25 protein-coding genes are annotated in these 23150 nt (G+C 44.4%); 5 read left to right on the top strand and 20 right to left on the bottom strand.

Features of this window, described 5'->3' with window-relative positions; translation table 11 throughout:
* The first annotated feature begins 130 nt into the window (after positions 1 to 130).
* The gene (locus tag BGM23_RS08310; protein WP_014477495.1) at positions 131 to 334 is read left to right on the top strand and encodes a YrzA family protein; all 204 of its coding nucleotides are present in this window, start codon (positions 131 to 133) and stop codon (positions 332 to 334) included.
* A 36-nt stretch (positions 335 to 370) separates the two neighbouring features.
* Here the strand turns inward: BGM23_RS08310 and BGM23_RS08305 are convergent, their stop codons facing one another.
* From BGM23_RS08305 to BGM23_RS08245, 13 genes are all read right to left on the bottom strand, one after another.
* Positions 371 to 1072: a YrrS family protein gene (locus BGM23_RS08305; RefSeq protein WP_003246156.1), complete on the bottom strand. Its 702-nt coding sequence runs from the start codon at positions 1070 to 1072 to the stop codon at positions 371 to 373.
* 64 nt (positions 1073 to 1136) lie between these two features.
* On the bottom strand, positions 1137 to 2891 hold the full coding sequence (locus BGM23_RS08300) for a peptidoglycan D,D-transpeptidase FtsI family protein (protein ID WP_029727143.1): 1755 nt from the start codon (positions 2889 to 2891) through the stop codon (positions 1137 to 1139).
* Positions 2892 to 2944: 53 nt separating this feature from the next.
* Positions 2945 to 3418, bottom strand: a complete 474-nt coding sequence (gene greA, locus BGM23_RS08295) for a transcription elongation factor GreA (protein WP_004399078.1) — start codon at positions 3416 to 3418, stop codon at positions 2945 to 2947.
* 250 nt (positions 3419 to 3668) lie between these two features.
* The gene (gene udk, locus BGM23_RS08290) at positions 3669 to 4304 is read right to left on the bottom strand and encodes a uridine kinase (RefSeq protein ID WP_003225916.1); all 636 of its coding nucleotides are present in this window, start codon (positions 4302 to 4304) and stop codon (positions 3669 to 3671) included.
* A gap of 6 nt (positions 4305 to 4310) precedes the next feature.
* Positions 4311 to 5579, bottom strand: coding sequence for a peptidase U32 family protein (locus BGM23_RS08285; RefSeq protein ID WP_003229802.1), 1269 nt, complete (start codon positions 5577 to 5579; stop codon positions 4311 to 4313).
* A gap of 18 nt (positions 5580 to 5597) precedes the next feature.
* Positions 5598 to 6527, bottom strand: coding sequence for a peptidase U32 family protein (locus BGM23_RS08280; RefSeq protein WP_015714428.1), 930 nt, complete (start codon positions 6525 to 6527; stop codon positions 5598 to 5600).
* Positions 6528 to 6532: 5 nt separating this feature from the next.
* Positions 6533 to 7186, bottom strand: a complete 654-nt coding sequence (locus BGM23_RS08275; protein ID WP_015714429.1) for an O-methyltransferase — start codon at positions 7184 to 7186, stop codon at positions 6533 to 6535.
* Positions 7187 to 7337: 151 nt separating this feature from the next.
* A complete protein-coding gene (gene mltG / locus BGM23_RS08270) occupies positions 7338 to 8420 on the bottom strand; it encodes an endolytic transglycosylase MltG (RefSeq protein WP_029727142.1) in 1083 nt (360 codons plus the stop codon).
* Between the two features lie 129 nt (positions 8421 to 8549).
* On the bottom strand, positions 8550 to 8831 hold the full coding sequence (locus tag BGM23_RS08265; RefSeq protein WP_003246199.1) for a DUF1292 domain-containing protein: 282 nt from the start codon (positions 8829 to 8831) through the stop codon (positions 8550 to 8552).
* Between the two features lie 17 nt (positions 8832 to 8848).
* A complete protein-coding gene (gene ruvX / locus BGM23_RS08260; RefSeq protein WP_003229795.1) occupies positions 8849 to 9265 on the bottom strand; it encodes a Holliday junction resolvase RuvX in 417 nt (138 codons plus the stop codon).
* A gap of 7 nt (positions 9266 to 9272) precedes the next feature.
* Complete coding sequence (locus BGM23_RS08255) at positions 9273 to 9539, bottom strand: IreB family regulatory phosphoprotein (RefSeq protein ID WP_003225903.1); 267 nt, start codon at positions 9537 to 9539, stop codon at positions 9273 to 9275.
* Between the two features lie 84 nt (positions 9540 to 9623).
* Positions 9624 to 12260: an alanine--tRNA ligase gene (alaS, locus tag BGM23_RS08250; RefSeq protein WP_029727141.1), complete on the bottom strand. Its 2637-nt coding sequence runs from the start codon at positions 12258 to 12260 to the stop codon at positions 9624 to 9626.
* A gap of 329 nt (positions 12261 to 12589) precedes the next feature.
* Positions 12590 to 13651 carry an AI-2E family transporter gene (locus BGM23_RS08245; protein ID WP_029727140.1) on the bottom strand — a complete coding sequence of 354 codons (1062 nt, stop codon included), beginning with the start codon at positions 13649 to 13651 and terminating at the stop codon, positions 12590 to 12592.
* 154 nt (positions 13652 to 13805) lie between these two features.
* Here BGM23_RS08245 and BGM23_RS08240 point away from each other — a divergent pair, with 154 nt between their 5' ends.
* Genes BGM23_RS08240 through BGM23_RS08225 form a run of 4 tightly spaced genes read left to right on the top strand, consistent with a single transcriptional unit; the run spans position 13806 to position 16761 of the window.
* Positions 13806 to 14534: an amino acid ABC transporter ATP-binding protein gene (locus BGM23_RS08240; RefSeq protein WP_017696070.1), complete on the top strand. Its 729-nt coding sequence runs from the start codon at positions 13806 to 13808 to the stop codon at positions 14532 to 14534.
* Between the two features lie 21 nt (positions 14535 to 14555).
* The gene (glnH, locus tag BGM23_RS08235; RefSeq protein ID WP_003245954.1) at positions 14556 to 15377 is read left to right on the top strand and encodes a glutamine ABC transporter substrate-binding protein GlnH; all 822 of its coding nucleotides are present in this window, start codon (positions 14556 to 14558) and stop codon (positions 15375 to 15377) included.
* Between the two features lie 60 nt (positions 15378 to 15437).
* Positions 15438 to 16088 (top strand): amino acid ABC transporter permease, encoded by a 651-nt coding sequence (locus tag BGM23_RS08230; protein ID WP_029727139.1) that lies wholly within the window; start codon positions 15438 to 15440, stop codon positions 16086 to 16088.
* A 16-nt stretch (positions 16089 to 16104) separates the two neighbouring features.
* On the top strand, positions 16105 to 16761 hold the full coding sequence (locus BGM23_RS08225) for an amino acid ABC transporter permease (protein ID WP_003229784.1): 657 nt from the start codon (positions 16105 to 16107) through the stop codon (positions 16759 to 16761).
* 34 nt (positions 16762 to 16795) lie between these two features.
* Here the strand turns inward: BGM23_RS08225 and BGM23_RS08220 are convergent, their stop codons facing one another.
* The 7 genes from BGM23_RS08220 to BGM23_RS08190 form a co-directional block, all read right to left on the bottom strand.
* On the bottom strand, positions 16796 to 16927 hold the full coding sequence (locus BGM23_RS08220) for a YrzQ family protein (RefSeq protein ID WP_003229780.1): 132 nt from the start codon (positions 16925 to 16927) through the stop codon (positions 16796 to 16798).
* 21 nt (positions 16928 to 16948) lie between these two features.
* Positions 16949 to 17140 (bottom strand): hypothetical protein, encoded by a 192-nt coding sequence (locus BGM23_RS08215; RefSeq protein WP_003225893.1) that lies wholly within the window; start codon positions 17138 to 17140, stop codon positions 16949 to 16951.
* 11 nt (positions 17141 to 17151) lie between these two features.
* Positions 17152 to 17676, bottom strand: a complete 525-nt coding sequence (locus tag BGM23_RS08210) for a PRC-barrel domain-containing protein (protein ID WP_072692710.1) — start codon at positions 17674 to 17676, stop codon at positions 17152 to 17154.
* Positions 17677 to 17732: 56 nt separating this feature from the next.
* Positions 17733 to 20129, bottom strand: a complete 2397-nt coding sequence (recD2, locus tag BGM23_RS08205; RefSeq protein WP_014477509.1) for an SF1B family DNA helicase RecD2 — start codon at positions 20127 to 20129, stop codon at positions 17733 to 17735.
* Between the two features lie 24 nt (positions 20130 to 20153).
* Positions 20154 to 20774 (bottom strand): tetratricopeptide repeat protein, encoded by a 621-nt coding sequence (locus tag BGM23_RS08200; RefSeq protein WP_211197310.1) that lies wholly within the window; start codon positions 20772 to 20774, stop codon positions 20154 to 20156.
* 85 nt (positions 20775 to 20859) lie between these two features.
* Entirely contained in the window at positions 20860 to 21975 is a 1116-nt protein-coding gene (gene mnmA / locus BGM23_RS08195; protein ID WP_004398509.1) for a tRNA 2-thiouridine(34) synthase MnmA, read from the bottom strand.
* Between the two features lie 27 nt (positions 21976 to 22002).
* Positions 22003 to 23145, bottom strand: coding sequence for a cysteine desulfurase family protein (locus tag BGM23_RS08190; protein WP_003229769.1), 1143 nt, complete (start codon positions 23143 to 23145; stop codon positions 22003 to 22005).
* Between the last annotated feature and the right edge of the window lie 5 nt (positions 23146 to 23150).

Raw genomic sequence — 23150 nt, 5'->3', positions numbered from 1 at the left:
TCCTATAATACCACATCTTCTGAAAAGCAGGTACTAAAACACTTTGTGTATTTTATGCCATCTCATATTGCGCATTGACCGCAAAAAAGCTTATACTTCATATGACTTGTGAAAGCTGGAGGGTCAAGACATGAATTTTCAATTAGATCTGATTAAAGACAAAGTGGAATTTTTTGAAGCGGCTTCATTGCAGGAGCTTGAAAAGAAAATCAATACACAAATTGAAAACAATAAAGCCATCATGCTCCGGGTGAAATCTGTTTCACACCAAACTGCTGTGGCAGAAGGAAGAATATTGTACAGCGCGGTGGTTCATTTCGCAGCTGAAGCCTAAAACAAAAGCAGCCGGTTTTAACCCGGCTGCTTTTGTTTATTTTAGCTTTTCTACTTTTGTCGGCTTCCAGCCTTTTTCATCGACCCATGTAATCGTGACTTGATATTTATTCCCAGTCGCCTTGTCCAAAATCTTGCCTTTGGCATCCTGAGGGCTGCCGTTATTTCCAAGCCAGAGCACCGTCATGTTATCTGTTGAGACACCAGTTGCGTATGAAATGGCTTTCAGCATCTCAGCCCAGTCTTGTGAACTTGAATCATAAGTAGCGGCATGCTCGCCAGTCTGCTCAGTTCCGACTGCTTTCCAGTCAGGATTTTCATACGTTTTTTCCACATCGCTCGATGAGCCGCCTTCTGTTACTTTTGCATCTTTAAGCCCGTCACCGGCTGAATCTGAGCTTGAATCTGAATCAGAGTCATCTTTTTTAGAAGAAGAATCATCTTTTTTGGAATCAGAGTCAGAAGACTTCTCAGAATCCTTTTCGCTGTCAGATGTATCTTTCTTGCTGTCTTTTATATCCTCATCCGATTTCTTTTCCGTCTTTCCTGAAGCCGGAGATTCCTGTTTTTGCGCCGTTTCAGAATCCTTGCTGACATCTTTGCTAGAAGGACTGTTAATGAAGAGATTCGCTGCTACTACGACAATTAGTATGGATACGATTGCGATTAAAATGTTAAGCACTAAATTGGCTTTTCTGCGTTTATCACGATTTTCATAACGAGATTGATTATTGCTCAATAATTCTGCACTCCTTTATCCCTCTTGGCTCAGCATATATTTTAACATGTGCTGAGAAGTTGTTCTATTTCTGATTGATTTCAATTTCGTGTACTTTTTTAACAATATCATAAAACACCGAATTTGTCAGAGCCTTATCTCCCGGTGTATCCATGTGTAAAACAACCAGAGCGTATTTCGGCTTATCCGCGGGAAAATATCCGGCAAACCATTTTTCGTAGAGCGTTTCCTTCTCTTTTGAAAGCTTGCCTGTCTGGGCTGTGCCCGACTTCCCTGCTACAGTATACGGAAGATCTTGAAACCTTCTGCCCGTTCCGAAAGGAGATTCTACTACCCGCCGCAGTATTTTTTGAAGCTGCTGTGACGTATATTTGTCTATCGTTTCCCCTTTGAGCTTCTGATCTTTAAACGTAACGAGCGTTGTGCCGTTCTTATACTCAATTTGTTCGGCAATTTTCACCTGCCGTTTTTCTCCGCCGCGGGCGATTGTCGCCATCATATTGGCTATCTCCAGCGGCGTTACCTTTACATTTTTCTGCCCGATTGCTGTTTGCGCAATGGCTTTTTTGACTGCTTTGTCTTTTTCATCCCCCCAAATCACGCCGCTTTTTTCGTTATACAGCTGGCGGAAATCGGTTTCGTGGTACAGTTTTCCCTCCCAGCCTGCCCGATCAGTGAGAGCCAGCTTCTCGGACATATCTTCAATAACCGAGCTGTCTTTTTTCATTAATTGTTCTGCAAGACTCGTAAATGTGTAATTACAGCTTTGGGCAAAACTTTCATCAAAAGACAAGGTTCCTTTGTCGTCCCCCGGTTCCCCGTACAGGTTTAAATTGCAATTAAAGGTTTGACTAGGCTTCACCATATTATTTTCGATTGCAGCTGCGGCAATGACTGTTTTAAAAACTGATCCGGGATAGATTGGCGTCAGCATATAATTTTGAAGTGTGTTTTGCCGGGACACATCCGCATCTGGTTTGCTTACAATTCCCAGAACACTGCTATTTTCGATGTCCAGCAGCACAGCTCCTCCCTTTTTCAGCCCCTGTTCATCCAATACCTCCTCCATCGCTTTTTGAATGCTTTGATCGATCGTTGTTTTGACCTGGAGCGGATAAAATGTATTGGCTTCAGCTGTATATTTGACGTCCATGCCAAACAAAGGGTTTCCTTTTCCGTCCACATGATATAAAAGCTTTGTGTCTTGTTCCGGAAGCAAAAACTCGTCAAATGTCCGTTCTAAACCGGTTGTTCCGATTTCTGTTGTAATCGGAAGGCTCTCCTTGTCAGGATATTTCTTGCGAAGCAGCGCCGGATCTTGGTTCGTGCTCCCTATCGTATGTGAAGCAAGGCTGGGCTTGTCTTCATTCTCCATATATACGCCGTAAATGCCGGGATATTTCAAAGAATTGATTTTTGTGATAGATTGTTTTGAAAGTGTTTTGATTTTCTTTTGCTGCAAAATGACCGGTTTTTTTGCCTTACCTAGTGTCTGGCGCAAATCATCTTCAGACATGCCGAGGATGTCCGCAACTTTTTTGATCGGCCAATCCTGCGTCAACAGAAAAGGGAACAAAACAACCGCAGGCTCGCTTTGTCCTGTCAGCGCCCGCCCGTTTCGATCTAAAAAAGAGCCTCTTCCATCTGAAATAAGCACTTCCTCCGTCCGCTGTTTCACACTTTCTTGAATCAAATTAATTTTCTTTTTAGAAAATGATTCTGTGAAAAACAGCTGGATTTCTGCAAGCCTCAGCAGAAGCAGAAAAAATACAATCAAAAAAGCGATGACTGCCAGCTTCATTCGTTTCGATATCTTCATAAAAAAACACCTCACCCACATTGTGGACGAGGTGTTTCGCTGCTAAACAGATATTATGAAATTTTCACAATTTTCACGAGCATTTCTCCGCCCGGTGTTTGTACTGTGACTTCTTCATCTACTTTTTTGCCCAAGAGGCTTTTTGCGATCGGTGAATCGTTTGAGATTTTCCCTTCAAACGGGTCAGCTTCCGCGCTTCCGACGATCGTATATGATTCTTCATCACCGTCAGGCAGTTCGACGAAAGTGACGGTTTTACCCAAACCGACAACGTTAGAGCCGCCGTCATCTTCAATGATTTTCGCATTGCGAATCATATTTTCAAGAGTCGTCACGCGGCCCTCTACAAATGCCTGCTCTTCTTTCGCTGAATCGTATTCAGAGTTCTCGGAAAGGTCTCCGAAGCTTCTCGCAATTTTGATTCGCTCTACTACTTCTTTTCGTTTAACCGTTTTCAAATATTCTAATTCTTGTTCAAGTTTTTGTTTTCCTTCTGCAGTCATAGGAAAAACTTTCTCTTGTGCCATGTCCCTTCACTCCTTCTGGTTGTCCCTCAACATCTTCGATTATGTATGAGAGCATAAACTAAAAAATACAAGAATGAGAACACAGGGCAGTCCTCGTTCTTCTCTCCCATATAGGTACTGTTTATCTTAAACTGAATCGTGTCGTTCTGCAAATATTTCGCGTTTATAAACAGGGAAAGAAGGGAATTCGCACATTCCCTTCCTGCCTATACATAATATGGTCAGAGTTATTTATGTCTATGCTATGGTATTACAAAATCGCGTTTTGTTCAAGAATGGTTTGAATTTTTGTGACCATCAGATCAATTGCGACGTGATTCTGACCGCCTTCCGGGATAATAATATCAGCGTATCGTTTCGTCGGCTCGACGAATTGGTTATGCATCGGACGGACCACTGACACATATTGTTCAATGACAGAATCAATAGAGCGTCCGCGCTCATTAATATCTCTCATAATCCGTCTGATGATACGCAAGTCAGCGTCCGTATCAACATAAAGCTTGATATCCATCAGATCACGAAGCCTTTTGTCTTCAAGAACAAGAATGCCTTCAAGGATAATAACATCCTTTGGCTCTACGTGAACCGTTTCTTCTGAACGTGTGTGAAGCTTATAGTCATAAATCGGCTTTTCAATCGGGCGGTAATTCAATAGATCCTGAATATGCTCGATTAAATAGTCATTATCAAACGCAAGCGGATGATCATAGTTTGTGTTCAGCCTTTCTTCAAACGGAAGATGGCTTTGGTCTTTATAATAAAGGTCCTGCTGGATCATTAAAATTGAGTGTCCTTTAAACTGTTCATAAATGGACCGTGTGACACTCGTTTTTCCTGAACCGGAACCTCCTGCGATTCCAATGACTACTGGATTCTTACCCATGGGCTGTTACTTCCCCTTTCTCATCATGTTGCTCGGATAAATCTTTTTGTCTAGTTTGAATTTGACAATTTGCAGGGGATGGCGGGCAGCATCTAGCTCATTTCCGTCTTCGTCCCAAATGGTTTCAATCGTATGTGTAAAGTTTTCGATTTCTGGTCCGAAAAATTCCACTTCGTCGCCTTTTTTGAAGAAATTGCGCTGCTGAAGCGTGACCATTTGTGTATCTTCATCATAATTCAGCACTAAGCCGACAAAATCATATGTCGTTTTCTTGGCGTGTTCGCCGAACATTTGCTCTTCATAGCCTGGCGTTCCTTCAAAGAAAGCTGTCGCAGTGTCCCTGTTGGCGCACTTATCAAGCTCTTCAAGCCATTCTTTTTGAATCACAAAGTTCTCTGGATCAGCGCAATAAGCATCGATTACTTTGCGGTATACGCTGACAACAGTTGCTACATAGTGAATGGATTTCATGCGGCCTTCAATCTTTAAGCTGTCGATCCCCATTTCAATCATTTTTGGAATGGATTCAATCAGCTTCAAATCTTTCGGGCTCATCGCAAATGGTGCATCTTCTTCACCATACAAAGCAACGGCGTTGGCACCGTCTGTTTGGTAGAGATCATAATCCCAGCGGCATGACTGGCAGCAGCCTCCGCGATTGGAATCCCGCGCTGTCATGTGATTGCTCAGCACGCAGCGGCCGGAATATGCAATACACATTGCGCCATGAATGAAGGATTCGATTTCGATATCTACCTTTTCTTTCATTTCTCTGATTTCAAGAGCGCTAGTTTCACGTGCCAGCACGACGCGGTCGAGACCTTCTTCCTTCCAGAATTGGACAGCCTTCCAGTTCGAAAGAGACTGCTGTGTGCTCAAGTGAACCTCAACATTCGGCGCCACTCTGCGGCATGTTTCGATAATAAGCGGATCTGCCACAATGATACCGGCAACGTTGGCGTCTCCAAGTGCTTTTAAATAGTCTTCAAGCCCGTCCATGTTTTCATTATGGGCGAAAATATTCGTTGTTACGTAGATCTTCGCGCCATATTTCTTTGCGAATTCAACGCCTTCTGCAATTTCTTCGATCGTAAAGTTATCGGCATTCGAGCGCAGCCCGTATTCCTGTCCCCCGATAAAGACCGCGTCCGCTCCGTAATGAACAGCGATTTTCAGCTTTTCAAGATTACCCGCAGGTGCGAGAAGCTCCGGCTTTTTCGTAATCACACGCTTTCCATTAACGATTGTGGATATTTTATCATTTACGGCAGTCATAGCTTAACCTCCTTTTGATTAATAAACCGTTTCCTTGAAGAAGAATCCGGTATCAATTTTTCTGTTTACTGGCTGGATGCTTTCAATGCGTTCGATCCAGTCTTCTTTTTTCGCTTCGTATTCGTCACGGTTTTCCACGCACAAATCAATTGCTTCTCTGTACATTTTGGTGACTTCTATTAGGTATTCAGGCGTTTTCAAAACACCATCGATTTTAAAAGAATCAATTCCGGCATCTATCAATTCCTCGAGCTCATCAATGATGCACACATCGTTCGGGCTCATGATGTGAGTGCCGTTTTCATCTTCGAAAATCGGATATTTATTATCGCGTTCTTTATCGTGTAAAAACATGCCTGATTCTTTTTTCTTTCTTTCAATGTCCATGACTTTGCCCTGATATTCAAAATAGTTTCCAATCAAAGAACGCTTCGATTGGAACATGCACGTCATTCCATGCACCTGGATTTCAATTTCGACTTCAGCATTTTCTTTAATCTCAACAATGCTGTCCATGTTTAATTCTCTGGCAAGCACAGAGCGCGCCGCACCCTTGCGTCCCCAGTAGTTGCATGTATAATAGTTGGTACCTGTCGTTTCTGTGCTCCAATGAAGCTTCAGATCAGGCGCAGATTCACGGGCAGCCATCAGCACGGCAGGATCGCCGAATACCGCTGCATCGACACCGGCTTCTGCTAAGAAAGCCAGATATTCGCCAAGCTCACCCACTTTATCATTATGGAAAATTGCATTTACAGCAACGTATACTTTTGCCCCTTCTTTGTGAGCAATCTCTACGGCTTTTGTTACATCTTCACGAGAAAATTCTCCGGCTAATCTCAAGCCGTATCTCTGTTCCCCAACTAAAAACGCAGTTGCCCCAGCCTGTATGAGCGGCAAAATGTCCGCTGTACTCGTCGGCGTCACTAAGAGCTCTGGTTTTTTCATGACGTTCACCTCTTCTTTTTACTAATCGCAAGTCCGTCCCCGACAGGAATAATCGCAGTTTGATAATCCGGATGATTCATCAGCCAATGATTATATTCATCAATTTTTGCTACAAGCCTGCGCCTTCTCTTCGGTTCTATTTTGCTGTAATCCTCTGCCACCAGACCCTTAAACAGCACGTTGTCCGTTAAAATCACCCCGTCCGGTGAAAGCATCGGTTCATATAAATGAAAAAAGTTTTGATACTGACCTTTTGCAGCGTCAATAAAAATGACATCGTAAGGCGCAGTTACATGAACGGCGTCGGCTAATTCAAGCGCATCTCCGTAAAAAACATGAATCCGGTCATCAAGCTGAAATTCCTTGATATTGTTTACCGCTTCTTCATGCCGTTTCTCATTGCGTTCAATTGTATATATTTCAGCAGACGGCAGCTCCAGCGCCATTCGAATAGCTGAATAACCAATGGCCGTTCCGATTTCTAGTATTTTTTTCGGCTGTTTCACAGACAAAATTTGAAGCAGCACCTCCATGCCCGCTTTTTCCATGATCGGGACATGATGTTCTTCTGCATATGCTTCAAGCTTCTTCACGTTATCCGGCCGAGGCTTTAATAATGCTTCTATATAGTCATTTATTTGTTCATACCGGTCAGTCACTACAAACAGCCTCCCGTTCTAAAAAGGAGTGCCCCAGTCTTATGCGCAGGACACTCTCTGAATACATCATGATACATCGGTAAACAACCCGATATATTTTATCATAAAACCTTGCGGAAAGCGAACAAAAGGAGAGCTTTTTGCTCTCCTTTTATTTCTCATTTTTTGAGGAAATGTATTTTTCTTTTGCTTTATTATGCTCTTTTAGCGTTTTTGTAAATACGACCTCACCATTTGATTTGGCCAAGAAATACAGATAGTCCGTTTTATCCGGATGCAGCGCCGCTTCCCATGACGACATGCCGGCATTGGCAATCGGCCCTGGCGTCAGCCCTGTTTTTTTATACGTATTGTATGGTGAATCGATTTCCAGATCCTTATAAAGAACCCGATCTTTATGCTTGCCTGCCGCGTACAGCACGGTCGGATCTGTTTGGAGCGGCATTTTCTTTTTCAGGCGGTTATAAAAGACGCTCGCAATTTTGTGGCGGTCGGCTTTTTCAGTCGCTTCTTCTTCTATCAAAGAAGCCATCGTCAGCAGCTTATGCACAGAAAGTTTGTTTTTCTTCATTTCTGATTTATATGTTTCCACATAAGAATTTGTCTGCTTAATCATTGCCTTGATAATGTCTTCAAGTGATGTGTCCGGATCGTTAAAAGGGTATGTAGCCGGGAATAGGTACCCTTCAAGCGGGTGCTTAATGTTTTTATTGAAAACATCATTTGTCACAGTGTCCGGGAATTCTTTCTTCAGCTGATTGATAAATGTTTCATCGTCCAGCTTCGCTATGACTTGTTTTTTAGAGTATTTTGTTTCATCAGCAATAGCAGCCGCGATTTGGGTCAGCTGTGCTCCCTCAGTCACTGTGATTTGAAAAGCGTAGCCTGTAACCCCGCTTGTCAGCTTCTGAATAATGGCATCTAAATCCATACCTTTATTCAGATGGTAGAATCCGGCCTGAAACCCGGAAGCACCTTTATATTTCACATAGTACTGAAACGCCTTCTCGCTTTTTATGACATCATTTTTCTTTAATATCGATGCGATGGCTGAAACAGACGAACCGCTCGGAATGTTAATATTAACTGTCGTTTTACTGTCTTTTTCAACAGGTTCAAGCAATGATTTCCCATATAAAAATGCCCCGCCAATGATGAGAAACAGCACAACAATGGAAGACAGTATGATTCTTTTTTTATTAAAAAACGATTTTTTTTGCTGATTGATATACATTAGGTCTCCTCCCATCAGCTCTTATACTACATGATTCATTGTATTTCGGCAATTTATTACAAAAAGAGGCCTGCATAAAGCAGAAAAAGCCGGAGCAGTATAGCTCCGGCTTTGGTTTGGCGCGATGTTTTACTCTTCGTCTTCGTCCGCTAAGAATGTGTTTAGTGTTTCTTCGATCATATCCCATTCTTCGTCAGTTTCAATCGGGAATAGCTCACCGTTTTCACCGTCTTCGTTTGGCGTGAAGCTGGAAGCAAGAATTTCTACTTCTTCGTCATCTTTTGATTCGATCGGGTAGTACAAGACATAAGACTTGCCAAACTCTTCGTTTTCAAATGTAAACAGCACTTCACAAAGCTGTTCATTTCCTTGATCGTCAACAATTGTAATATTTTTTTCGCCGTGTTCCATTTTCTTCACCTCTGGCTTTAATTTAAGCTGTCAAGATATCCTTGTAAAATCATAACAGCCGCCATTTTATCAATGACTTTTTTTCGTTTTTGCCTGCTGACGTCAGCTGCAATCAGCATTTTTTCAGCCGCCATTGTGGTAAGACGCTCGTCCCACAGCACAACAGGAACATTGTACGTTGTTTCAAGCACTTTCGCAAATGTTTGGCTGGCTTCGCCTCTCGGGCCGACTGTTCCGTTCATGTTCTTAGGAAAGCCGAGCACGATTTTATCTATAGTATAGTCCTTTATCAGTTCAGATAAACGGGATAAACCATAATCGCCTTCTGCTTCATTTATCTTTATGGTCTCAATGCCTTGAGCAGTCCAGCCCATTTCATCGCTCAGAGCTACACCGAGTGTTTTGGTTCCTAAATCGAGTCCTAATATTCTCATTCTTTATTTACGCCTCTTTATGCTGTTCTAAATAAGACTTTACCAATTCCTCGATTAATTCGTCTCTTTCAAGTTTGCGAATTAAATTGCGAGCGTCACGATGCCTAGGAATATAAGCGGGATCACCTGACAGCAAGTATCCGACAATCTGGTTGATTGGATTGTAGCCCTTTTCCTGAAGCGCGTCATACACTGTAATCAGCACCTCATTTACGTTAGTCTCAGCAGAATCATCGGAGAAATTAAATTTCATCGTTTTATCAAACGAGCTCACCGTTTTGCACCTCTTTCCCAAATTCGCAGGCAAAGTTCAGCCTGGGGTCCTAATCTTACCATCATTCTACACTACATGGGCGAATTATAAAACGGATTTCACCCAATCTTCTACAGAAGCCAAAGCTTCTTCTAATTTTTCTGGCTGTTTGCCGCCTGCCTGCGCCATGTCCGGACGGCCTCCGCCGCCTCCGCCGCAAACTTCCGCAGCTTGTTTAACCAGCTTGCCGGCGTGAAGGCCTTTCTCAATGAGGTCCTTTGTGACTCCGGCAGAGATATTAACTTTATCGTTTTGTACCGCACCAAGCACGATCACCGCAGAGCCAAGCTTTACTTTGAGTTCATCGACCATAGTGCGGAGATGATTCATGTCTTTTGCATTTACTTTTGCCGCAAGCACGTTTACGCCGTCAACTTCTTTTACTTTCGACAGGATTGCTCCTGCTTCCACGTTGCCTAGTTTTGCAAGAAGAGATTCATTTTCTCTTTGTGCTTCCTTCAGTTCAGCCTGCAGAGCCGCGACCCGTTTCGGCACTTCTTTGATATTTGTTTTCAGCTCGTCAGCGGTCTGCTTCAATACAGAAATCTGGCTGTTCATTTCGACGTAAGCGCCTTGTCCCGTTACAGCTTCAATCCGTCTTGTGCCTGCTCCGATTCCGGATTCAGAAACGATTTTAAACAAGCCGATTTCTGCTGTATTTCTGACATGGCAGCCGCCGCACAGCTCTAAGCTGTAATCTCCAACTTGAACGACACGGACAATATCGCCATATTTCTCGCCGAACAGTGCCATCGCACCCATTTCTTTTGCTTCAGCGATCGGTTTCAAATCAATGCTGACCGGGATGCTCGCCCAGATCTTTTCGTTTACGATTCTTTCAATTTGTTCAAGCTCTTCTTTTGTCACTTGGCCAAAGTGCGAGAAGTCAAAACGAAGACGGTTTTCCGTTACAAGAGAGCCCGCCTGATTGACATGAGTTCCAAGAACATCTTTTAGAGCCTGATGCAATAAATGCGTTGCCGTGTGGTTTTTAATGACGCCGCTTCTCATATGGTCTTCAACTTCAGCCGTAACATGCAGGCCTTTTTGAACAGTACCGCTCTCCACAACACCTTCATGCACATGCTGGCCGTTCGGCGCTTTTTGAACATCTTTAATTCTTACAACTGCCTGCTCGTTTCGGAGATAGCCTTTATCGCCGATTTGGCCGCCGCTTTCTGCATAGAACGGTGTTTCATCAAGAATGATTTGAACGCTTTCTCCTTCATGAGCCTCTTCGATTAATTGGCCGTCCTGAAGAAGCACAATGATATTGGCATCAGCTTTGGTTTGAGAGTAGCCGACAAATGTGCTTTCATCTGTCACGTCACGCAGTGCGCCGCCCTGCACCTGCATGCTGCCGACATCCTGGCGGGCGTTTCTTGCCCGTTCACGCTGCTGGTTCATTTCCTCCTCAAAGCCCTCATGGTCAACCGTCATGTTCTCGTCTTCTGCGTATTCTTCAGTCAATTCAACCGGGAATCCATACGTATCATACAGTTTAAACACATCAGCACCTGAGATAACGCTGCTGCCCTTGTCTTTTTCTTTTTTGATCATTTCTGACAGGATCGCAAGCCCTTCATTAAGGGTCTCATGGAAGCGTTCTTCCTCGGTTTTAATGACTTTTGCGATGAAATCCGCTTTCTCTTTCACTTCAGGATAGAAATCAGCCATGATTTCTGCGACAACCGGCACTAAATCAAACATGAACGGACGATGGATGTTGATCGTTTTGGCATAACGCACGGCACGGCGTAATAAGCGTCTTAATACATAGCCGCGGCCTTCATTTGACGGCAGCGCACCGTCACTGACAGCAAAGGCAACCGTTCTGATATGGTCAGCAATCACTTTAAACGCAGTGTCTTTCACATTGTCTTTGCCATATGTTTCACCAGAAATCGATTCTGTTGCTTTAATGATCGGAACAAACAAATCGGTGTCAAAGTTTGTCGGAACATTCTGGATGACAGATACCATTCTTTCAAGACCCATGCCTGTATCAATGTTTTTCTTTGGAAGCGGTGTGTACGTGCCGTCAGGGTTATGGTTGAACTCTGAGAACACAAGGTTCCATACTTCCAGGTAACGGTCGTTTTCCCCGCCTGGGTAAAGCTCCGGATCTTCTGGATCATTACCGTATGCTTCACCGCGGTCGTAAAAGATTTCCGTATTCGGTCCGCTCGGCCCTTCACCGATATCCCAGAAGTTCCCTTCCAGACGGATAATTCTTTCTTCAGGAATACCGATTTTTTTCGCCCAAAACTCATATGCCTCTTCATCTTCAGGATGAACCGTAACAGAGAGAAGCTCTTTGTCGAAGCCAATCCACTTGTCGCTCGTTAAAAACTCCCAAGCCCATGTAATGGCTTCTTCTTTGAAATAATCGCCGATGGAAAAGTTTCCGAGCATTTCAAAGAAAGTGTGATGGCGCGCAGTTTTACCTACATTTTCTATATCGTTTGTTCTGATCGCTTTTTGAGCGTTTACGATTCTTGGATTTTCCGGCACGACACGGCCGTCAAAATATTTTTTCAGTGTCGCAACACCGCTGTTGATCCAAAGCAGTGAAGGATCCTCATGAGGCACTAATGACGCGCTTGGCTCTACCGCATGTCCTTTTTCTTTAAAGAAATCCAAAAACATTTGACGCACTTCCGCAGAAGTTAAGTGTTTCATTGTATTTCCTCCTCTATAAAAATCGAAATTCTCTTCAGTGACAGCAAAAAAGCCCTCCCCCTATGCAAACCAACGTTTACACAGGGACGAGAGCTGTCTCGCGGTACCACCCTGATTACGGGCATTATTCGCCCGTCACCTTTAACCCTGTAACGCAGGATAAGCGGCAGTGATTAACTGCACTCAGGATTAGCTTCCTCCGATCTTCTGATAAAGCTCCTTTCAGCTTATGGAGCTTCTCTCTTTAACAGGGCTTCGGCGTACTCAGATCCGTCACTCGAGATTCGTATGTATTCTACGAGAAATTATAGACAAGCGGCACGCCGATGTCAATGCTCCGTCCTCATCCGCAAAAAATGGATCACCATTACTTTTAAAACAGCCGTCGCAGGAACAGCCAGAATCATCCCGACGATTCCCGCAAGCTCCCCTCCGGCAAGGAGTGCAAGCATGATAACGACCGGATGCATTTTAAGGCTTCTGCCGACAATGAACGGACTGAGGATATTTCCTTCCATAAACTGCAGAATAAACACCGTAATCACCACAACAAGAACCGCCTTGACTGAGATCGTCATCGCAATTAACAACGCAGGAACAGCTCCGATGAAAGGGCCAAAATACGGGATGACATTCGTTACTCCAGAGATAAGGCCAAGTATCAGCGGATATGGAAGCCCAAATACCCAGAACGAAATGCCTGCAATCACGCCAAGAATCAAGCAGACCAAAAGCTGGCCGCGGATATAATCGCCAAGCGAATCATCCACATCCCGCAAAAAGGCGCTGCCCCGCTTTCTCCACGACTTCGGAGTCAAGTACCATACTGTCTTTTTCATTAACTCAATGTCCTTCACCATATAAAACACGAGAAAAGGGATTGTTGCAGCAATTAAGAAGTAATCAAGCACATTGCGGATCCCGCTGATCGCACCCTCGATCGTTCCCGCAAAAAACGCCTCCGTCTGGCGGATCATTTTATCTATACGGTGATGCATACCATCAGGCCAGTCATCCGTATGGTTATGCACATGAAGAAGAAGCCCGTTATACGTTTCGGCAAACATGGGTATATTTTCTGACAAATCCGTCAGCTGCACGATTAAAACAGGCACCCCTTTATACAACGCCCAGCCAATCCCGCCAAAAAAAAGAACATAAATGACCAAGATGCTCAAAGTCCTAGGCAATCCTTTGCCATGCAGCCATTCAGTGACCGGAAGCAATAAATAAGATATAAAAATAGAAATGATCAAGGGAATAAAGATCGTTTTTATGACGAGCCAAAAGGGTGACCATAACATATCAAGCATAAAAAAGACATAGACTGTTAACAGAACCAGCAAACAAATAGCCACCCACAACAAAAGCTGCACCGGTTTTTGGAGCATCTGCTTTCACCTCACCTATATCTTTTGAGGTTTACACGGAATTATTCTTTATGTTTCTTTAGTCAGTCAGAAGTCATGGACATTTTTTCACATTTAATTTTCAGAAAAGTTTGATCATTTACTTTTTGGTCAAATTTCTGATAGGAGGATTGCGATGATCACATTTCAAAATGTAAACAAGCATTACGGAGATTTTCACGTGTTAAAACAAATTAATCTTCAAATCGAAAAAGGCGAAGTCGTTGTTATCATCGGCCCATCCGGTTCCGGTAAAAGCACATTGCTCAGATGCATCAACAGACTTGAGACGATCAATGAGGGAGTGCTCACAGTAAACGGCACCGCCATTAACGACAGAAAAACTGATATCAATCAAGTGCGGCAAAATATCGGGATGGTGTTTCAGCACTTTCATTTATATCCGCATAAAACAGTGCTGCAGAACATCATGCTGGCTCCGGTAAAAGTGCTTAGACAATCACCTGAACAAGCAAAGGAAACGGCGCGGTACTATCTTGAAAAAGTCGGCATCCCAGACAAGGCTGACGCCTATCCTTCCCAGCTTTCCGGCGGGCAGCAGCAGCGTGTTGCCATCGCAAGAGGACTGGCGATGAAGCCGGAGGTCATGCTGTTTGACGAGCCGACATCAGCACTTGATCCTGAAATGATCGGTGAGGTGCTAGATGTCATGAAAACACTCGCCAAAGAAGGCATGACAATGGTTGTCGTGACACACGAAATGGGGTTTGCCAAAGAAGTTGCCGACCGGATTGTCTTCATTGACGAAGGAAAAATTTTAGAAGAAGCAGTGCCGGCTGAATTTTACGCGAACCCGAAGGAAGAACGGGCCCGCTTATTCTTAAGCCGTATTTTAAATCATTAAAACAGAAATGGGGGAGCTTGTATGAAAAAGATTTTTTCTTTAGCATTGATTTCTTTATTCGCTGTCATCTTGCTTGCCGCTTGCGGCAGCAAGGGATCAAACGGAGAAGCCTCAAAGGAGAGCAAAAAAGATACGCTAGCAGCCATTAAAGACAATGACAAAATTGTCTTCGGTGTAAAAACGGACACTCGACTGTTCGGTCTTAAAAATCCAAGCTCAGGTGAGATTGAGGGTTTTGATATTGATATTGCTAAACAAATCGCTAAAGACATTTTAGGTGATGAGAAAAAAGCTCAATTTAAAGAGGTCACCTCAAAAACAAGGATTCCTATGCTGCAAAACGGGGATATCGACGCCATTGTCGCCACAATGACGATCACTGAAGAACGAAAAAAGGAAGTTGACTTTTCTGATGTCTATTTCGAGGCCGGGCAATCGCTTCTCGTGAAAAAAGGCAGCAAAATCAAGAGTGTCGAGAATCTTGGCAAAGGCTCAAAAGTTCTTGCAGTAAAAGGCTCCACCTCCTCTCAAAACATTCGTGAAAAGGCGCCTGAAGCATCTGTTTTAGAATTTGAAAACTACGCAGAAGCCTTTACAGCCCTTAAATCGGGGCAAGGCGATGCCCTCACCACAGATAATGCGATTTTATATGGAATGGCTGATGAAAATAAAAATTATCAATTAACAGGAAAGCCTTTTACAGATGAGCCTTACGGGATCGCCGTGAAAAAAGGGCAATCTGCTCTCGCGAAAGAAATCAACGCTTCACTTAAAAAGATGAAGTCGGATGGCAGATACGATGAAATTTATAAAAAATGGATCAAAGAAGACCCAGCTGAATAACAACCATCCCGGGATGAGCAGGCGATGCTCATCCCAATTTGATAAGGAGTGAATAGGCAGATGAATGTGTCAATTCTTTTCGATAACTTCGGCATGTATATGGACGGTTTTTACCATACCTTGCTCGCAAGTGTTATCGCGCTGGCCGGCAGTTTTGTCCTCGGCGTTGCTGTAGCGGTTATGAGAATAACAGTCTTTAAGCCGCTGCAATGGTTCGGGACCGCATATGTAGAATTCATCCGCAACATCCCTCTTCTTTTAATTACCTTTGTTTTCTATTTCGGACTTCCAAACGCAGGCCTGAGGCTTGACGGTTTTCAAGCGGGAACGGTTGCTCTCACCATTTATACCTCTGCGTTTATCGCTGAAGCCATCAGAGCAGGCATCCAGTCTGTTTCAAAAGGGCAGATGGAAGCGGCACGCTCGTCAGGCTTTACCTACAGCCAAGCCATGCTCCATATCATTTTGCCGCAGGCAATCAAAATCGTCATTCCGCCTTTAGGCAATCAATTTTTAAACTTAGTCAAAAACTCTTCGATTCTTGGGGTTGTGGCCGGATTGGATCTTATGTACCAAGCCGATTTAGTTTCGTCGAGCACACTCGTTGTATTTGATGTTTATATTTTTGTGGCGCTTTTTTACTTAGTGCTGACGATTCCGCTTAGCATCGGTGTTAACTATCTGGAAAAACGGCTGGAAAAAAGCTATTGATAAGGAGTGAGTTACATTGGATTTCATCGGTGCTTATTCACAGGAGCATTTAGCGTTTTTATGGGATGGCTTTCTCGTCACCTTGTACGTTGCTTTCATCTCCATCATTCTGAGCTTTTTCTTCGGTTTAATCGCAGGCACCCTGCGTTATGCGAAAGTTCCCGTTCTTTCTCAATTGATTGCAGTTCTCGTTGAAACGATCAGAAACCTCCCCTTGCTGTTAATTATTTTCTTTACGTTTTTTGCCCTTCCGGAAATTGGGATTAAGCTTGAAATTACAGCTGCTGCAATTACAGCACTAACGATTTTTGAATCCGCTATGCTATCTGAAATTATCCGAAGCGGACTGAAATCAATTGACAAAGGACAAATTGAAGCGGCGCGCTCCTCCGGGCTGAGCTATACACAGACCCTGTTCTTTATCGTTATGCCGCAAGCGCTTCGCCGCATGGTTCCGCCCATCGTAAGCCAGTTTATTTCTTTATTAAAAGATACATCGCTCGCTGTTGTGATCGCCCTGCCTGAACTGATTCACAACGCGCAAATTATTAACGGCCAAAGCGCTGACGGCAGTTATTTTTTCCCGATCTTTTTACTTGCGGCCCTTATGTATTTCGCAGTCAACTACAGCCTTTCACTCGCAGCAAGACGCCTCGAGGTCCGGCAAACATAGAAAAGGATACTCTTTGGAGAGTATCCTTTTTGCATTAAAACATTTTCGTAATTCTTCTTCTCATCCGCTTCATGCTTCGATTATTCAGCATGTCAGATTGAGTCGCCATTCGGTACACGAGAGCTCCGGCTCCCATTGCCAAAAGAGAAGTCATCGTCCGATTCATCCTGCGCATCTCCTTTCATGATTAAAAATTGATGCTGCGTTCATCCTCAGAAAACAAATCATCCAAGCTGCTTAACGTTCCGTCTTCTTCCACCTGATGAGTTGCAATCTTCCCTTTCGCCACTGTCAGTTCAATAAAACAGCCCCAGCAATAATATTGGTTCACGCCGATTTTGCCGATATCCTTACTTTTGCAATTCGGGCATATAAGCATACCTCACACCTCTATCCGTTCAGAACGATCTCGTCTTTCCGCACCTCGACAAGCGAATCCGCTCTTTGGATCTGGCGCTTGCTTCCCGCAAGGTCAGAAAAGAAACCGTCCGAGAGTTCATATGCTACGATTATGCCCCTGTCCAAACAAAAGTATACATCTTCCAGCATCCCCAATATATCGCCCTCTTGCGATTTCACAAGCTTCATCTTCATCTGCTCGTATGTGAAGCATGATTTCGGAAGAGGCAAAAGCTGTTCTGAACTGACCGAAGCCAATATGCGGTCATCAAGAATGGAAGAGATATCACACGCCCGTAATAGCGCATGATGATGATGCAAAAAGCGTTTTTGTGCAAGAATAAACCCAAGACAATCTCCTTTCAGAGAAAAACAAATATCGGAAATTGCCCCGAGATAACAAGAAGTTCGTTCTGAGTATACTGGGAATCCTTCTACTTCATGGCATGTTCTCAAAGTGTGATCAACCACCTTTTGTTGAACAGGCTTAGGTTTTGCTTTGCGCCTTAGACTCATACGATGAAATCAATTCCACTGCAAATGAAAAAAACTCCCGCTTGCACGGGAGCATTTTATTGCTGTTCTTCTTTCATAAAATCGAATGGTGTAATGCCTTCCATGCCAATGTTGGCGTCGTGTACGCTGAACGGGAGCTCTTTTTGGAGAGCCTCAAGCTCGGCATCCATTTCCTCAACCTGTACGGACAGCCTGTTTTTTAAGGAGGTCTGTCTGACAGTTGCATCATTATTTTTCACGCCCCACTCCAGCGCCTCCTCTTCCCCGCATAAAATGAGAAATTTCTTCGCTCTTGTAATCGCGGTATAAAGAAGGTTTCTTCTGAGCATTCTATAATAGCCTTTCACAACAGGCAAAACCACAATCGGAAATTCACTTCCCTGCGATTTATGAATAGAACAGCAATACGCATGGGTAAATTGATTAAAATCTTTTTTCGTAAATGTCATTTCATTGCCGTCAAAAGAAACGACGGCCATGTCTTCTTTTTCTGTATTTTCCTTTGCATAAAATATCGACGTGATTTCGCCAATATCTCCGTTGAACACATTGTTTTCCGGCTGATTGACAAGCTGCAAAATTTTATCTCCGGTTCTGTAGACAACATCCCCGAACTTCAATTCTCTCCGTTTTTCTTTAGGAGGATTTAAAATGTCCTGCAGCATCACATTCAATTCATTAATGCCGGCTTTTCCTCTGTACATCGGAGCGAGGACCTGAATGTCCTTTGCTGTATAGCCTTTTTTCAATGCATTGGCGACAACCTTCTCAACTACTTCTTTGATTTGCGACCCGCCGCAGCGAATAAAGGAACGGTCCTTTGTCGGGGCAGTCAAATTGTTCGGCAGCAATCCATTTTTCATCTGGTGGGCAAGCTCGACGATTGATGACCCTTCTGCCTGGCGATAGATGTCTGTCAGTCTCACAGTCGGAATCACCTGGGATGCCAGCAGGTCTCTGAGCACTTGTCCCGGACCGACGGAAGGCAGCTGGTCTTCGTCTCCGACAATGATGATTTGTATATGATCAGGGATCGCCTTGAACAAATGATTCGCCAGCCATATATCAAGCATACTGGCTTCATCGATAATTAACAGCTTCCCTTCGATCGGCTGATCCTCTGTATGAGTAAAGCCTTCAGCACCGTTCCAGCCAAGCAGCCTGTGTATCGTAACTGCAGGAAGTCCCGTTGATTCACTCATCCGTTTTGCTGCTCTCCCTGTCGGAGCGGCCAAAACAATCGGAAAAGCTTCATCCTTTTTATAAGCTGACGGATCTAGTGACACACCGTGAAGCTCTCCGTAGAGCTCGACAATCCCTCTGATTACCGTCGTTTTCCCTGTTCCCGGACCGCCTGTTAAAAGAAGCATCGGCGAGGAAAGGGCTTTTTGAATCGCTTCCTTCTGGCTGGGGGCATACTGAACGTTCATCCGTTCTTCCAGTTCTCCCAACGCGAGCAAAAACTCTGATTCGGGAAACTGGTTCTCATATTCGGTTTGGCTAGCGATATGTTTCACACGCTTTGCAACGTTTTGTTCTGCGTAAAACAGCGAAGGAAAATAACAGCGGCCATCTTCTATGACAATGTCTTTATTTTCTCCAAGGGCAATAATCGCGTTAGCGGCATCCATTTCTGTGATGCGCTGCCCTTCCCTTGCTGACTGGTTTAACAGAGATTGGGTGTCAATGATCAGCTGTTCCGTTTCTATGTACGTGTGCCCCTCTGACAGACAAGTCGTTTCAAGCGTGTACAAAATAGCAGCTTTTACCCGCTCAGGATGGTTACCCGAAAGACCCATTCTGCTGCCCAGCTCATCCGCTTTCCCAAACCCGATGCCTTCTACATCCTTCACAAGCTGATAAGGATTTTCCTGAATCTTTTCAAGCGTCTCAGATTCATAGGCTTGATAGATTTTCATAGACAGCTGCGGGCCAAAACCAAACTGATTCAAGGAAATCATGATTTGCTCCAGTCCCTGATGCCGCTGCAATGCGCCAGCCAGCGTGTCGGCTTTCTTTTTTGAGAGTCTGGGAACATCATAAAGCACTGAAGCGTCAGCCAATATTTTATTAATGGCGCTGTCGCCCAGCTTTTTCACAATTTCTTCAGCTGTTTTTTTGCCGATCCCCTCGAATAAATCACTCGATAAATATTGAATGATGCCTTCCTTAGTCGTTGGAATCTCCTTTTTGAAATGCTCCGCCTGAAATTGGAGCCCGAATTTTGGATGAGTTACGATCTTTCCGTAAAACGTGTAGGTCTCTTCTTCTTGAAGCGCAGGGAAGTAGCCCGTCACGGATACGGCTTTATCTTCAATGGCTTCGGAGGTCTCTGTGACTTTCACTTTCAGAACCGTATATAAATTGGTGTCATTATGATAGATGACTGTGTTGACTGTCCCTTTTAAATAGGGCTCTTCCTCCAGTTTAAGCTGATCCGGATGCTGCTGCACGAGCTGTCCCTCCTCCTGTGCCTGTTATGATGGATCAATCAGTTTTTTAGCATGAAGCGCAAGCATATGATCTGGCTGGATATCGATTGCCTTGTCCAGCATTTCCAGCGCTTTTTCTCGGTTTTCTTTATAAGCATAAGCGACACCGGCATTATAAAATGCATCTGCATGCCCCGGGTCTTGCTCTGTCACAGCTGAGAATTGGCTGAGCGCTTCGTCCAGCATGCCCTCGTTGGCTAAGCACATCCCGAATTGAAAGCGCGCTTCCGTATCGTTTTCATTCAGTTCGACTGCTCTTTGTAAATATGGCAGTGCAAGCTTAGGCTGTTCGAGCTTGACAAGCACCGTTCCGAGCATGTAAAACAGGTCGCCGTTTTCCATCCCCGCACGAAGCGCTTTTTCAAACATGTCTTTGGCTTCTTTGTACATTTCTTTTACAACATAGACATTTCCTGCTCCATAATAAGCAGTGGCTGCGCTACTGTCTAATTCAAGCGCTTTATCATAAAACGCAAGCGCACGTTCCAGCTCGTTTACGGATGAAAGAAGGTTGGCAAAATTGATATACGGAATCGCGTCTTCTTTATTTTCTTCAATCGCTTTTGTAAATGCCTCTGCCGCTTTCTCGTAATCGCCTTCCTGCATCGCCTCTATACCGAGTTGATTATAATCCACCGATCATCTTCCTTTCATTAAAAAACCCCAACTCAGTGTTGAGGTTTTTCATCTTTTATACGTACCACAATTTTGTTCCGTCTTTGTACACATCATCAATTGTCCCGCCGCCAAGGCATTCTTCGCCGTCATAGAAGACAACGGCTTGTCCCGGCGTTACAGCGCGGACTTGTTCATCAAAGATGACTTCCGCTTCACCCTCGCCAGTCATGCGCACCGTTACTTTATGATCTTCTTGGCGGTAACGGAATTTAGCCGTGCAGGAAATCTCTTCGCCCTTCATGATATCCGAACGTACCCAGCTGATATTTGTTGCTGTGATTTTGTCAGAATATAAAAGCGGGTTATGGAACCCTTGATCCACGTAGAGGATGTTCTTTTCAAGATCTTTGCCTACCGCAAACCACGGCTCGCCGCTTCCGCCGATGCCAAGGCCGTGACGCTGTCCGATCGTATAGTACATCAACCCGTCGTGGCGGCCTTTTACTTCGCCGTCCATCGTCATCATATCGCCCGGCTGTGCAGGGAGATATTGGCTGAGAAACGTTTTGAAGTTGCGTTCGCCGATAAAGCAGATGCCTGTACTGTCTTTTTTCGTCGCCGTTGCAAGTTCTGCTTCTTTGGCGATTTCACGCACACGGCTTTTTTGAAGTTCGCCGATCGGGAACATGACTTTGCTCAGCGTATCTTCTGTCAGCTGATTCAGGAAGTACGTTTGATCCTTGTTTTCATCAATGCCGCGCAGCATTCTGACTTTTCCGCCGCTTCTGTCTACTCTTGCATAGTGGCCAGTCGCTAAATAGTCGGCGCCAAGTGACAATGCATGCTCCAAAAAGGCTTTGAATTTAATTTCTTTGTTGCACAATACATCCGGGTTTGGTGTTCTGCCTGCTTTATATTCATCAAGGAAGTATTGAAATACCTTCTCATAATATTGCTTTTCAAAGTTTACGGCATAATACGGAATTCCGATTTGGTTGCAGACGCGGATCACATCTTCATAATCCTCTGTCGCCGTGCAAAAACCGTTTTCGTCCGTATCATCCCAGTTTTTCATAAAGATTCCGATTACATCATAGCCCTGTTCTTTTAACAGCAGGGCCGCCACAGATGAGTCTACTCCGCCGGACATGCCGACAACGACTCTTGTATCCTCCGGCCGTTTTTCCATTTCATTCACTCCAATTACTACGCCGCCTTATTGTGTCAGCCGTTTGACAACGTCGGCCACATGTTTGGCAGCAGTTTTCACTTGCTCAGCCGTATTGCCGAGGCCGAAGCTGATTCGAATAGAGGACGTCAGCCGGTCACTCTCTTCGCCGAACATAGCAGTCAGAACATGTGACGGCAGGACTGAACCGGCCGTGCACGCTGAACCGCTGGAGACAGCGACACCAGCCATATCAAGATTAACCAGCAGCGCTTCCACTGACACACCGGGGAAATAAAGATTCAGAACATGCGGCAGACTATGCTCTTTGTCCCCGTTGACCTCGAATGCCACACCTGCATCTCTAAGCGTGTCGGCAAAGATTGCTTTAAACGATTGATACTTCTCGTTTTTTTCGTCACGTTCTTCACTTGACAGCTTGATCGCTTCTTTCAGCCCGACAATGCCTGGAACATTTTCCGTTCCGGCACGGCGTTTTCTTTCTTGCTCTCCTCCGAATAAAAGCGGTGAAAGCTTCACATCTTTACTAGCATATAAAAAGCCTGTCCCTTTTGGCCCGTTGAGCTTGTGCCCGGAAACAGACAGAAGGTCAATATGGCTGTTTTTCACATCAATTGGCAGCAACCCGAATGCCTGAACAGCATCGGTATGAAAATAAGCTTTGTGTTCCTTTAACAGCTCACCGATTTCTTCGATCGGCTGCACTGTTCCAACTTCATTATTTCCATACATCACTGTCACAAGGATTGTATCATCACGCAGTGCTTCTTTCACCTGTTTTGCACTGACTCTTCCATTTTGGTCAACGTCCAGATACGTTATGTCAAATCCGTCTTCCTCAAGTTTTTCACATGTGTGAAGCACGGCGTGATGCTCAATTTTTGTTGTGATGATATGTCTGCCAAGATCTTTTCTTGCAAGTGCGGTTCCCATGATCGCCAAGTTATCAGCTTCCGTTCCCCCGCTTGTAAAAATGATCTCCTGCTCTGCCGCTCCGATTTCTGCTGCGATCTGCGCTCTTGCTTCATCCACCCATTTTCGAGATTCTCTGCCAAATGAATGAATACTGGAGGGATTACCGAAACTGCCGGAGAAGTGCGGTATCATTTTTTCCAGCACGCGCTCATCCATCGGAGACGTTGCGGCATGATCTAAATAAATCCGTTCCATTATGT

The sequence above is a fragment of the Bacillus sp. FJAT-14266 genome (assembly GCF_001719225.1).
Taxonomy (GTDB): Bacteria; Bacillota; Bacilli; order Bacillales; family Bacillaceae; genus Bacillus; species Bacillus subtilis.
Note: the sequence above shows the minus strand (reverse complement) of the source record. Positions and strands in the feature narration are given on the sequence as shown.